9 protein-coding genes are annotated in these 12983 nt (G+C 64.4%); 6 read left to right on the top strand and 3 right to left on the bottom strand.

Going from position 1 to position 12983, the window contains the following annotated elements:
- Positions 1-114 precede the first annotated feature (114 nt).
- Both A6035_RS00775 and A6035_RS00770 read left to right on the top strand, forming a co-directional pair.
- Entirely contained in the window at positions 115-1725 is a 1611-nt protein-coding gene (locus A6035_RS00775; protein ID WP_108848989.1) for an AMP-binding protein, read from the top strand.
- A gap of 375 nt (positions 1726-2100) precedes the next feature.
- Complete coding sequence (locus tag A6035_RS00770; RefSeq protein ID WP_200836450.1) at positions 2101-3726, top strand: potassium channel family protein; 1626 nt, start codon at positions 2101-2103, stop codon at positions 3724-3726.
- 61 nt (positions 3727-3787) lie between these two features.
- On the opposite strand, the gene A6035_RS00765 is transcribed toward A6035_RS00770, so the two are convergent.
- From A6035_RS00765 to A6035_RS00755, 3 genes are all read right to left on the bottom strand, one after another.
- A complete protein-coding gene (locus tag A6035_RS00765; RefSeq protein ID WP_162533968.1) occupies positions 3788-4156 on the bottom strand; it encodes a hypothetical protein in 369 nt (122 codons plus the stop codon).
- A gap of 174 nt (positions 4157-4330) precedes the next feature.
- A complete protein-coding gene (locus A6035_RS00760; RefSeq protein ID WP_200836449.1) occupies positions 4331-6055 on the bottom strand; it encodes an ABC transporter ATP-binding protein in 1725 nt (574 codons plus the stop codon).
- Positions 6052-7644: an MFS transporter gene (locus A6035_RS00755; RefSeq protein ID WP_108846214.1), complete on the bottom strand. Its 1593-nt coding sequence runs from the start codon at positions 7642-7644 to the stop codon at positions 6052-6054. Before A6035_RS00755 ends, A6035_RS00760 begins: the two co-directional genes overlap by 4 nt.
- Before the next feature lie 159 nt (positions 7645-7803).
- On the opposite strand from A6035_RS00755, the gene A6035_RS00750 reads away from it, so the two are divergent.
- From A6035_RS00750 to A6035_RS00735, 4 genes are all read left to right on the top strand, one after another.
- Positions 7804-8382 carry a TetR/AcrR family transcriptional regulator gene (locus tag A6035_RS00750; RefSeq protein WP_108846213.1) on the top strand — a complete coding sequence of 193 codons (579 nt, stop codon included), beginning with the start codon at positions 7804-7806 and terminating at the stop codon, positions 8380-8382.
- A 474-nt stretch (positions 8383-8856) separates the two neighbouring features.
- Positions 8857-9807, top strand: a complete 951-nt coding sequence (locus A6035_RS00745) for a phosphotriesterase family protein (protein WP_162533967.1) — start codon at positions 8857-8859, stop codon at positions 9805-9807.
- Positions 9808-9921: 114 nt separating this feature from the next.
- Positions 9922-10965: a phosphotriesterase family protein gene (locus tag A6035_RS00740; protein ID WP_108846211.1), complete on the top strand. Its 1044-nt coding sequence runs from the start codon at positions 9922-9924 to the stop codon at positions 10963-10965.
- 15 nt (positions 10966-10980) lie between these two features.
- On the top strand, positions 10981-12789 hold the full coding sequence (locus tag A6035_RS00735; RefSeq protein ID WP_108846210.1) for a CocE/NonD family hydrolase: 1809 nt from the start codon (positions 10981-10983) through the stop codon (positions 12787-12789).
- Positions 12790-12983: the final 194 nt, after the last annotated feature.

The raw sequence follows: 12983 nt of genomic DNA, 5'->3' as shown, positions 1-12983 counted from the left end.
GGGGTGCGTGTAGAAATGGTGGGCACCGGATCATCCACTTCGGTGGATCGTATGTCGTGCTTCACTCTGGTGGACTATTCCCCTCTGCACTCCGAATGATCCCGAAGGGTGAACATGTCAGGCCTCAACGTCCCCCTAACACCGCTACGTTTCCTCGAGCGCGCCGCTGAAGTGCATCCGGGCAAACCTGCAGTGATCGATGGGGATCGCACGTGGACCTATGCGCAGTTCGCCGACCACGTCCAAGAGATGACCCGGGCGCTGCACGCCAGCGGTGTCCGGGCTGGCGACGCGGTCGTGTTCCTCGGGACCAACTCGGCTGAGCTGCTCACCGCCCACTACGCGGTTCCCCTGCTCGGAGCGGCCCTGGTCGCGGTCAATACCCGACTGTCACCGGAAGAGGTCAGCTACATCTGCGAGCACTCCTCTGCAGTGCTGATCCTAGGCGATGGTCATCTGCTCGAACCGCTGTCTGGAACAGATCTGGCCGGCGTGCGGGAGAGGATAGAGGTCCAGGCGCAGGATGGCTCTTCACTCCAAGTGGGTAGCACGGTCCCGTTCACCGATTTCCTAGCGAGGGCTGCCGACGACGATACCCAGTATCCGTGGGAGGTTGACGATGAAGACCGGGTCATCGCGATCAACTACACCTCGGGCACCACTGGTCGACCCAAGGGGGTGATGTACACCCACCGTGGTGCCTACCTCAACTCTCTCGGCGAGGTATACCACCAAGGATTCGCCGCCGACTCGCGTTACCTATGGACGTTGCCGATGTTCCATTGCAACGGCTGGTGCACCACGTGGGCAGTCACCGCCGCGAGCGCCCTGCACGTGTGCCTGCGAGCCGTGCGAGGAGAGACAATGTGGAGCATCCTCGACAGCGAGGAGATCACTCACATGTGTGGCGCACCCACCGTGCTGACCACGCTCGCCTCCTCGCCTCTGGCGCGTCCCCTGAAGCATCCGTTGACGATCGTCACCGCCGGCGCCCCGCCCACACCCACGGTGATCGCCCAGATCCGCGAATTGGGCGCAGATATACTCCACGTCTACGGGCTTACGGAGACATACGGCCCTTACTCCGTGTGCGAACCGCAACCTTCATGGTCGACCGATCTCGACTCGGACCAGCAGGCCTCACTCCTGGCTCGGCAAGGAGTAGGGATGCTCTCTTCCGAGCGTTTAAGGGTGGTCCGTCGCGAACCAGGTCCCGACGGGACACTGATAGATGTGTCCCCGAACGGGTCCGAAATGGGCGAGTTGGTAATGCGGGGCAACAGCGTGATGAAGGGCTATCTGGGCGACCCGGACGGGACCGCCGAGGCCTTCCGCGGCGGATGGTTCCATTCCGGCGACCTAGGAGTAATGCACCCGGACGGGTATGTCCAAATTCTTGACCGAGCCAAGGATGTGATCATCTCCGGCGGCGAGAACATCTCAACGATCGAGGTGGAGCAGGCGCTGGCCAGCCATCCCGCCGTCTCAGGGGTCGCGGTGGTGGGAACGCCCGATCCCAAATGGGGTGAACGGCCACTGGCCTTCATCGTGACCGACGGTACCGAGATCAGCGAAGCCGAGCTCATCGCCCATGCCCGGTCCAAGATCGCCGCGTACAAGGTCCCCGACCGGATCCAGTTCACGCCGCAACTACCCACGACCTCGACCGGCAAGATCCGAAAGAACGTCCTCCGCGAGAGCGCAAGTGACCCAGTCAGCCCATAGGAAGCTGTCGAGTTTCGCCTAATTGCGAATCCGCCGACGCTTCCAACTCGAGAAGGGTCTGGCGGAGCCAGGAAGCTGTCCCCGCCTGCGATCATGACAACAGCTCACTATCAGGTAGAGAGACGACATGGCTTTAGTGCCAACCTCCAGAGGCGACGATATCGACACCCAGATGTGGCGAGTCACGCACATCTGCCAGCTGGCGGGGCGCTGTCAGTAGATGCAATTGGGGGCCGCCGACTGGCTGAGGCGACCCCGCAGCCAGTTATCGTGCAGTAGTCCCAGCACCTACGCATGTGGAGAAAGATTTCCGTGAAATCCTCTAGGTTTGGTCCGGCGAGGTTCGTCGAACCGCTGCGGCGGCGGAACGTGCGGATGGCCGCCGTGATGATGATGGTAGTCATCGTCATGGTCGTAGGGTGCAGCGCTCTGTTCCACCACATGATGGCGCTGGAGGGACGCGAGTACTCCTGGGCGACAGCCGTCTACTGGACGCTGGTGACGATGTCGACGCTGGGGTACGGCGATGTCGTGTTCGAGTCCGATGCGGGTCGGGTGTTCTCGTCGGTCGTGCTCGTAACTGGGGCCGCGTTCATCCTCGTGTTGCTGCCATTCGTGTTCATCCAGTTCGTGTTCAGGCCGTGGCTGAACAGTCGCGAGGCGGCGCGAGCGCCACGGCGGGTAGGTGACTGGGCCGAAGAACACATCGTGCTGACGGGACTCGACGCGGTGACCGACTCGATCATCGAGCTGGCCGAGTATGAGGGGGCTCCGTACGTCCTGATCGTGCCCGACCTCGCAGAGGCGTTGCGGCTGCGCGAGGATGGCTACCAGGTGATGCTCGGCGACCTCGACGACCCCCAGACCTATCGTCGCGCGCGCGCTGAGAAAGCCTCGCTCGTTGTCACGACCCAACCGGACACCACCAACGCCAACGTCGCATTCACGGTTCGCGAAATCGCCCCCGAGGTCCCGATGGTCGCCACCGCCAACGCTTCCGCGTCGGTCCCCGTTCTCCAGCTGGCGGGCTGCACCGAGGTGGTACAACTCGGCGACGCGCTGGGGCGCGCACTTGCCCGCCGTGTGGTCGGGGTCGACAGCCGCGCCCACGTGATCGGAGAATTCGGCGACCTACGAATCGCTGAGGCCAACGTGAGCGGGACCATTATGGCCGGCAGGACGCTCGCCGAGACCGATCTCGACGCCCGCGCCGGCGTCAACGTCATCGGGGTGCGGGAGAAGGGCACCTTCGCCGTTGCTACACCCCACGTTCGCCTCACTTCTCGCATGGTTCTGCTCCTAGTCGGCACTGATGAGCAGATCGCCGGATACGACGGGGGCTCTGCCGACGGGGCGGTTCTGGACCGCCCTGTTCTGGTGATCGGCGGCGGGCGCGTCGGGCGCGCTGCGGCGGCGGCACTAGAGGAGGCCGGACTTCGTCCGGTCATCGTGGAAAAGCGCGCGGAACGAATCCTGTCCGGTCGGGCCTATGTCGAGGGGGATGCAGCAGTACTGGAAGTACTCGAGCGGGCCGGTCTAGACAAAGCCGCGGCGGCGCTCGTGACGACCCACGAGGATGACGTCAACGTCTACCTCACGCTGTACCTGCGTCGACTGCGCCCCGACCTACAGGTCGTGGCACGAGCAACGCGCGAGCGCAACGTGTCCACACTGCACCGCGCGGGCGCGGACGCCGTTCTGTCCTACGCCTCGATCGGCGCGGCGGCGATCTGGAACACGCTCGGATGGCGACCACGCCTGGTCATCGCCGAGGGCGTAGACGTCTTCCGCACCCCGATGCCACGGGCGCTACGCGGGCGATCGCTCCGCGAGGTACAAATCGCCAAGCGAACCGGTTGTCAGGTCGTTGCACTCAACCGCAACGGTCAATTCGAGCTGCCGGATCACGATGCCGCGCTCCCAAGCGACGCAGAACTACTCGTCATCGGCGACGAGGCCGCCGAACAGCGGTTCGTCGAGCGATACGCCGGTCGACGATAAAGCTAAGCCGTGCGCGCCTGTCTGTCGCGGGCGAGTTACGGCGGATTCAGAGGCTCGTGTTCTATCCCTCGCTCTGCGGAGGGGCCCCGTCAGAACCGGGGAGCCGTTCGACCAGGGCGGCTAGGTCGACCACCGCGGACCAGTAGGCGAAGCGGTCGTGGAAGTCGCCACGCCAGGCCATCTCCTCAAGCAACTCCCGCTCCTCCTCGGACCGGACGATGACGACGATGGCCGACACCTCGTGCGAGTACAGCATGTTGGATGCGTACCGGAGATCGTCGATGAGACGCCTCCCGGCCTGCCGAGCCCGGCCCATGTCGCCACGATCCGTCCCGTCGAACCCGATGACCACCGCGGCGGGGGCGAACTTGGCGATGTTGCGCATCGCGTGGTCCTGGGCCGACTGTCTGAGTTCCAGGTAGTCCCACATGCTCTCGCGCCTGGCGAGTCGGAACACCGCGAACCACACCGCCGGGCCGTGAGCAGGACGACTCCGCAAACCGGCCGCATCACCACCATCGCTGAAAAGTATCGCCTCTGTCTCGGGCAACATCCTCAGAACCTCCGAGAGTTCGACTTGTCGGTATGCAGAGCTGGTCCGGGATCAAACCCCCAGGGACAGGGCTGCGACCATCTCGCGGTACAGCGGTGAGGCGTCCAGGAGCTGACCGTGGGTTCCACGGGCGGAGATTCGTCCGTGCTCCATGACGACGATCTGGTCGGCGTCGACGACCGTGGACAGGCGGTGGGCGATGGTCAGTACTGCCCCTCGCCGGGCCTGGAACTTGATCGCGCGGTGCACCGCAGCTTCGGTGATCCCGTCGACCTGGGCAGTGGCCTCATCGAGCAGGAGTAGATCCGGTTCGGCCAGCAGCGCTCGGGCAAGTGCGATGCGTTGGCGTTGACCGCCCGAGACCGAGGTGTTGGACAGCGTGGTGTCCAGGCCCTTGGGTAGGTCGGTGATCAAAGGTGCGAGATCGAGCTCGTCCAGGATCGCAGCGAGCAGTCGTTGATCCGCGTGTGGGTTGGCGAACATGAGGTTGTCGCGGATCGTTCCTGGCACGACCGGGGCATCTTGCTCGACGTAGGCCAACCGCGCGCGCACCTGTTGGGGCGAGAGGTCGTGGTAGTGCTGGTCGCCGACCGTGAGGGTTCCTTGCTCGGCGTCCAGGAAGCCCAGGATAGCGGACATCACCGAGGTTTTTCCCGCTCCCGACGGGCCCACTACGGCTACGTGGCCGCGGGCGGGAATATCTAGGGAGACGCCGTCGATGGCCCAGGGGTCGTCGGGTGAGTACCGGGCGCGTACCGAGGACAGCGCACGTCCGCGTCCGGCGGGCGTCGGTCCGAGTCGGCGGTGGTCCTCTATCTCTATCGACTCCGTTTCTCGGATGCGCCCGGCAGCGGCGATCCCGGCCTGAAGGGTGGTCATGTTCTCCGACAGTTCGGTGATCGGCCCCATCAGTGCGAAGGCGTAGAGCAGGAAGGCGACGAGCGTGGAGACCTCCATGTCCCCGCCGGCCACACGCACGGCCCCGATCGCGAGGATGACGATGATGGCGCCCTGAACTCCCGTCCACGCGATGGTCCAAGCCACAGCCTCCCGGCGTACAGCGTCGACTCCGTGGTCGCGGGCCGACCTGGCGTCGACGTCGAGCTTCTCGCTCTGCTGGTCCTCGGCGCCGACAACCTTGACGGTCTTGATCGCGCGAAGCGTTTCCTCCAGCTCGGAACCGAGGTCGCCCAGTGCTTTCTGGGCCCGCTGCTGGGCGGTCGCGATGCCCGGGAGCAACAGGGCGAACAGCACCGACACGACCAGAACCGACGCGATCGTCACCCCGAACAACAGGAGGTCAAGAACGGCCATGAGCACCAGGGTCCCCGCGAGCATCACCACTCCATTGACCAGTCCGACCAGACTGGAGGACGCGGCCTCGCGGAGGAGGACGGAGTCGCTGGTGACACGGGTCACGAGCTCACCGGACGGGCGTCGCAGCAGCGGGATGACCTTGGCACGTAGAAACCGGGTGATCAGCAGACGACGAGCACCCAGCACGATGTCCTCTGCCAGCGTGCCGAGGATGATGGCCTGCCAGATTCGGATCACGGCGCCGACCACCAGCAGGCCGGCCAGGACCAGAACCGGTGCAAGTAGGCCGCCGTCACCGGAGACGGTGTCGAGCACCCACTTGGTGACCATCGGTGTCGCCAATTCGCTGGACGAGGCGAACAAACCCAGTATCACCGCGCCCAGCAGAGTTCTCCGGTGCGGGCGGGCGAACGACCACAACACCTCGACACGAGTGGGGCCGCGATCAACGGTGGTCACGTCGCCCGCCTGGTTGGTGCCTTCTTAGCCGACCGGACGGGAGTCGAGTGGTGGGTGAGGTCAGCCGTGGCCGAGGTGCCTCGCAAAGTCACGGCAGCCCACACGGCTGCGACCACCATGATGATCGCCCCGAGGATCCCGACGACGGTCAGTGCATCGGTGAACGCCGCCTGCGCCGCACTGATCAGTACCTGCGCAGCCGAGGTGGGAGACTCGGCCGCGACGGAGAACGCCTCAGCGATCGTTGCGCTCGCCCGCTCCAGATCCTCCGACGGGACCACGACCGAGGCACCGGAGTCACCCACCAGGTTGTTCCTGTACACCGCGGCCAGTACCGACCCCAGGATGGCGGTACCCAGGGCGGTGCCGAGCTCGTAGGCCGTCTCCGAGATCGCGGCCGCCCTACCAGCGCGGGCGGGAGGGGCCGAGCTCATGATGATGTCGTTGGTCAACGTCATCCCCACCCCACCACCAAGGGTGACCAGGCTGAGCGCAACACTCACCGGGATCGGACCGGAGTCGGGAGTCAGTCCCAGCATGAGTGCGAACCCGACCCCCGCCACGAGCAACCCGGCGGTGACCAGGATCGCCGCGCTGATGCGCTTGACCAGAGCGGCGGCCAAGAACGCCGCCGCCGCGGAGATGATCATCGGCGGAAGGAGCCACAGGCCCGCCTGCATCGGGGAGAGCCCCACGACCAACTGCAGGTACTGGGTGAGCGCCCACATCGCCCCGATGAGGGCGAAAATGGACAGCAGATCTGCCACCACCGCGCCACGGAACGCACGCGCGCGGAACAGACCGACGTCCAGCAACGGATTCGGCAGCGACAATTGGCGGCGGACGAACACTGTTCCCACCACCAAGCCCACGGCGATGCACAGCAGACCGGTGGCGGTGCCGTCGCCGGCGACAAGGGTCTTGAGTCCGTAGACAGCACTGAGCATGGCCACCAATGACAGCACCGCGCTGAGCAGGTCCAGGGCCTCAGGATTCGGGTCCTTGCTCTCGGTGAGCAGAATCGGACCAAGGACCAATAGCAACACCATCACGGGGATGTTGATCAGGAACGCCGAACCCCACCAGAAGTGCTCGAGCAGCCACCCACCCACGATCGGACCGCCCGCCATGCCGAGGGTGCCCGCCATCGACCACACGGCGATAGCGAAGCGTCGCTGCGCGCGATCGATGAACATGGCGCGGATCAGCGACAATGTCGACGGCATGATGGTCGCCCCGGCCAGACCGAGAAACGCCCGGGCCACGATGAGCTGCTCGGAGCTGGTGGCGAAGGCGCCCACCACGGAGGCGGCAGTGAACAGCACCGCGCCGACGAGCAGCAGCTTCTTCTTTCCGACCCGGTCACCAACCGCGCCCATGGTCACCAGCAGACCGGCGATCATGAAGGCATAGATATCCATGATCCACAACTGCTCGTTCGCCGACGGGGACAGATCGGCGGCGATCCCCGGCATCGCGAAGATTAACACTGTGGCGTCGATGGCCAACAGCAGCATCGGCAGAGCGAGCACACCCAGTGCCGCCCACGTCCGGGCGGAAGCGCGCGGGGGGGCCTGAACGGAAGACATGAGGACCTCTCAGAAGAAAGCGGGCGATCAGCGGAATGGCAAAAGGCTGACGCGGGCCTGCCAGAACCCACATGAGTGCTGCAAGCTTCACTATTGAAACATCGGTGTTCCATTACAGTCAAATTGTGTACCGTAGTGGTCGCGCGTAAGGTCACTCACATGAGCGCAGAACCGAACACGGAAACCGGGGCACGGGCCCGCACCCGTAGCGCGATCCTCGACGCCGCGGTCGAAGTGTTGGCCGAAGACAGACAGGCATCGATGGCCGACATCGCCACCGCGGCCCAGGTCGGACGCACCACAGTGCACCGCTACTTCCCCGAACGCGCCGACCTCATCCACGCCGTCGTCCACCACGTGACCGAACGCAGCCGACACGCCATCCAACGGGCCGAGCCGCACTCGGGCACCGTGCGCGACGCACTGAGACGGGTCGTCGAAGAGCACATGGACCTCGGATCGATCCTGATGTACATCTACAGCGAACCTCTCACCGAAACCGAGCCCGCACTGGCCGAAGCGCTACAGGCGATGGAACGAGCGATCGAGGACGTACTGGCCCGCCCCGACGCCGATCTCAATCCCGACCTGCCCCACGCCTGGGTGCGCCGAACCTTCTGGGGCCTGTTGTACGCCGGATGGGAGACCGCCCAAGCTGGAGAAATGCCCCGCCACCAGATCATCGACACCATCATCACGACCCTCACCCACGGCGTGTACGACCTCGACACCCACTGAAATCTCGGCGCCTGATCATTCCTTAAGCACCCCCCCGTCCACGGTGACGCGGACCCGCAGGTGTTCATGGCGGTCGAGTGCCGGGGTCCGCGCAACACCGCGCTTCTATCGACGCGGGCCCTATATCACGTGATCGCGCAGTAGACCTCTGAACTGCGTCGGATGCCTATAAATTCTCTTCGTTGACGGCGATTTCATCCCAGGCCACCGCGCATCATCGACCCTTCAGTTCACAGCTGCTGCCTGCGGATTCATGGCCAGGAGGGGCGTGCGAGTGGGGATGGCCTTCGCCGGGACACCTACTTCGGTGGATCGTATGGCGTGCGTCACTCTGCTTGACTGCGATCACGCAAACAGACACTGCCAGAAAAGAGAGATGACATGGCTCTAGTGCCAACTGCCCGAGGCGACGAGATCGACGCCGCTGAAATGGGTTTCACGAGCGGGGCAGAGGCAATCATTGGTCCTAACCAGATGGAGGTCGACTTCAACTGGCCACATCTGAGCCTGACCGGTTCGGCCGACCCCGCGGAGCAGGGGCAGATCAAGTCGGCTCGCATCAAGAAAGCCGTCGACGCGCTCAACGAGGCAAAAGCAGTCGGCGTCGACACGATCGTCGACCGAGTCATCCCGGGCATCGGCAGGAATGTTCCTTGGGTCAAGGAGATCGCCGCGCAGACCGAGGTCAACATCATCGTGACCACCGGGTGGTACACGTGGAGGGATCTGCCGCCCATCTTCGAGCTGGGACTGATGTTCCCGGACGCGTTCGAGACCAAGCCGCCGAGGCTGGCGGACGTCCTGGTACAGGACATCGAAGAGGGCGTTCCCGGCACAGGTGTGAAGGCCGGGATCATCAAGTTCGCTTCCGATCACCTCGGAATCAACGAGGGCGTGCAGGCGATCATCGCGGCATCCGCCGAAGCGCACCGTCGCACCGGGGCACCTATCACGACTCATTCTGCGTCATCGGGCGACCGGCCGGGCATCCTCAGCATTCAGGACCAGCAGGCCGCGCTCGAGAAGGAAGGCGTCGACCTCCGCCGGGTCGAGTTCGGTCACGCCGATTACACGCCGCCGGAGGTTCCGATCGAGGAGTTCGTCAAGGTGCTCGACAAGGGCTCCTTCATCGGCTTCGACACCGTCGGCCTGGGGCACATCTTCCCTTGGGCCTGGGAGCAGCGGATCAGCCGCATCACTCAGCTCTGCGAGATGGGCTACTCAGCCCAGATTCTCCTCGGGAACGATGACACGGTCTTCACCGACGTCATACCCGAGTTCCCGGTGAAGCCGCTCTACACCGATGCAAAGCTCAAGGTCGTGCCGGCATTGTTGGAGCGCGGGCTCTCCGAGGAGCTCGTAACCGAGATCACGGTCGACAACCCCCGCAGGCTCTTCGAGATGCGCGATCTCGGCGCCTACTAGACAACGCTCAGTCGAGTCCATCGACACTTCCGACTCGAGAAGTGTCTGGCGGAGCCACACAGTTGCCCCGCTTACGTTCAGAAGACCTAATCACTGCCAGGAAAGAGAGATGACATGGCTCTAGTACCAACTGCCCGAGGCGACGAGATTGACGCCGCTGACATGGGCTTCACGAGTGCCTCAGAGGAGGTTGTCGGCGTCTACCAGATGGAGGTCGACTTCAACTGGCCGCATCTGAGCCTGAGGGGTTCGGCCGACCCCGCGGTGCAAGAGCAGATCAAGGCGGCCCGCATCAAGAAAGCCGTCGACGCGCTCAACGAGGCAAAAGCAGTCGGCGTCGACACGATCGTCGACCGAGTCATCCCGGGCATCGGCAGGAATGTTCCGTGGGTCAAGGAGATCGCCGCGCAGACCGAGGTCAACATCATCGTGGCCACCGGGTGGTACACGTGGAGGGATCTGCCGCCCATCTTCGAGCTGGGACTGATGTTCCCGGACGCGTTCGAGACCAAGCCGCCGAGGCTGGCGGACGTGCTTGTCCAGGACATCGAAGAGGGTGTTCCCGGCACAGGTGTCAAGGCCGGGATCATCAAGTTCGCGTCCGATCACCTCGGAATCAACGAGGGCGTGCAGGCGATCATCGCGGCATCCGCCGAAGCGCACCGTCGCACCGGGGCACCTATCACGACACATTCTGCGTCAGCCGGCGACCGGCCGGGCATCCTCAGCATCCAGGACCAGCAGGCCGCGCTCGAGAAGGAAGGCGTCGACCTCCGCCGGATCCAGTTCGGTCACGCTGACTACACGCCGCCGGAGGTTCCGATCGAGGAGTTCGTCAAGGTGCTCGACAAGGGCTCCTTCATCGGCTTCGACACCGTCGCCCTAGGGCACATCTTCCCCTTCGCGTGGGAGCAGCGGATCAGCCGCATCATCCAGCTCTGCGAGATGGGCTATTCAGCCCAGATTCTCCTCGGGAACGACGACTACCCCTACACCGACTGCGTACCTGAGATCCCGGAAAGGCCGCTCTACACGGATGTAAAGCTCAAGGTCGTGCCGGCACTCTTGGAACGTGGACTCTCTGAAGAGCACGCAACCGAGATCACGGTTGACAACCCCCGCAGACTCTTCGAGATGCGCGATCTCGGCGCCTACTAGAACCCAGGAGCAGTCATGAACATCATTGTTGAAACCGATGTGACGATGACGACCCGGGACGGCGTCATACTCAGCAGCGACGTGTACCGGCCAGAAGAGGGGCGCCACCCCGTCCTGCTCTACCGCACGCCGTATGACAAGTCCACCACGCTCGTGTCGGCACCTGTCGCAGATCCGACGTGGTTGGCGCGGCAGGGCTACGTGGTGGTCGTTCAGGACTCCCGCGGAACGGGCGCCTCCGAAGGCATGCTCGAGCTCTTCCTCCAGGAGCACGACGACGGCTACGACGCCGTCGAGTGGGCTGCGGTCCAAGACTGGTCCACCGGAAATGTGGGAATCTTCGGTCCGTCCGCGTTCGGCTTCGCGACCTTGGGTGCGGTCGCGGCCAGGCCCCCGAGCCTCAAGGCGGCAATGGCCTTTGTCGCTGGACCAGACATCTCGCGGTCGCTCTTCACCGGCGGCGCGGGGAGTTTGTTCTGGATCTCATTCCTTTACGGGTCGGTAATGCCGCAGATCATCCCCCGCCTGGATTTGCCTGAGGACGAACGTTCCAAGCTGATGGAAACGTGGCTCGAGGGCATTTCCAACCTGCCTGAGACCCTCGCCCAACTGCCGCTCAGCGGCGACGAGCTCTTGGCCGACGAGCGAATCGGCGGAACCATCGGGGCAGCGCTCCTCCGAACGTCCGGAAAGGACCGCCTCCGCGAGTTGGAGAATCAGCGGTGTCTCGCCCCGAACCCGGAGTGGGTGGAGGCTCCGCTGGCAATGGTCACCGGCTGGTACGACATGTTCTGCCAGGGGATGGTTGAGCTCTATCGCGACATCCAGAGTCGACCCGGTCACGAACTCATGGTCGGTCCCTGGACCCACTACGGCGCCTACACCAGTTACACCGGCGGGCAGGGCGGGGCACGCGCGTACGTCAAGGCGCCGGGGGGCCCTCCGATCTTCGGTCCGAAGATCATCGAGTGGTTCGATCGCTGGCTCAAAGCCGATACAGCAGGACAGCAGCCGGCAGATAGCCGTGTTGACTTCTACGTCATCGGCGAGGACCAGTGGGCGACGTCAGCAACGTGGCCACCGGCCGGAGACACGGTGAAATTCGCCCTTGCGAGCTCGGGAAGCGCAGGAACTCTCGCCGACGATGGTCGCCTCACCCTCGCTGAGCCGTCCGGTACCGCTGACTCTTACACCTACGATCCGCTCAACCCGGTCGAGACTCGAGGTGGAGTCAACATGGTTGCGGAGGTCGGGTTCTCCCTACATCACTCACCCGACGGGATTCAGGACCAGCGGCCGGTCGAGGCGCGCGACGACGTTCTCGTGTACACATCTGACGTTCTCGAGGAGCCGCTTCGGGTTGTCGGTCCGGTGCGACTTACAGTCTGGGCGTCGAGCTCGGCAGACGACACCGACTTCGTCGCCCGCCTGGTCGATGTTGAACCGGATGGTTTTTCGGCCAACGTCACCGAGGGCGTCGTTCGTGCCCGCTACCGCGACGGCCGGGATGACGCATGGCTGACTCCCGGGGAGCCGACTGAGTTCGAGATCTCGCTCGGAGACGTGGCCCACTGCTTCGGGCCAGGACACCGCGTCCGCTTGGACATCACCAGCAGCTCGTTCCCGATGTACTCGCGAAACCTCAACACGCGCACTATCCCCGAGCAAGCCTCCGCGGACGAAGCGGTGATCGCCGAGCAGTCAGTACTTCACGACAGCGATCACCCGTCGCGTCTCGAGCTTCACGTCGTGTCAGACATCCAGCCTCTCGGCGTTGGCTTTGTTGACCCGGCCAACCAGGGCTACGAGGAACTCTCGAGCTGACCACTCGGTCCGCTGGGAACGAGACGAGAACGTCACCGCCGCCGCAGACGGAGACCGCTGCTTCGCTTGCGCCGGCGAGTTCGCACTCGACTGACTAAACCACCGGCCCGTCACACGGCGGGCCGGTGGGCCGGTCACTGAACACCCCGGGAGGGCATGGCGCCCCCGGCCACCCCGGGTGGACACCAGGAAGA

This window comes from Dietzia lutea (assembly GCF_003096075.1).
GTDB classification, from domain to species: Bacteria; Actinomycetota; Actinomycetes; order Mycobacteriales; family Mycobacteriaceae; genus Dietzia; species Dietzia lutea.
Note: the sequence above shows the minus strand (reverse complement) of the source record. Positions and strands in the feature narration are given on the sequence as shown.

Coding starts and splice junctions, on each gene's coding strand:
- A6035_RS00775 (WP_108848989.1), top strand. CDS start 115: ATGTCAGGCCTCAACGTCCCCCTAACACCGCTACGTTTCCTCGAGCGC.
- A6035_RS00755 (WP_108846214.1), bottom strand. CDS start 7,644: ATGTCTTCCGTTCAGGCCCCCCCGCGCGCTTCCGCCCGGACGTGGGCG.
- A6035_RS00770 (WP_200836450.1), top strand. CDS start 2,101: ATGGCCGCCGTGATGATGATGGTAGTCATCGTCATGGTCGTAGGGTGC.
- A6035_RS00740 (WP_108846211.1), top strand. CDS start 9,922: ATGGCTCTAGTACCAACTGCCCGAGGCGACGAGATTGACGCCGCTGAC.
- A6035_RS00735 (WP_108846210.1), top strand. CDS start 10,981: ATGAACATCATTGTTGAAACCGATGTGACGATGACGACCCGGGACGGC.
- A6035_RS00765 (WP_162533968.1), bottom strand. CDS start 4,156: ATGTGGGACTACCTGGAACTCAGACAGTCGGCCCAGGACCACGCGATG.
- A6035_RS00750 (WP_108846213.1), top strand. CDS start 7,804: ATGAGCGCAGAACCGAACACGGAAACCGGGGCACGGGCCCGCACCCGT.
- A6035_RS00745 (WP_162533967.1), top strand. CDS start 8,857: ATGGAGGTCGACTTCAACTGGCCACATCTGAGCCTGACCGGTTCGGCC.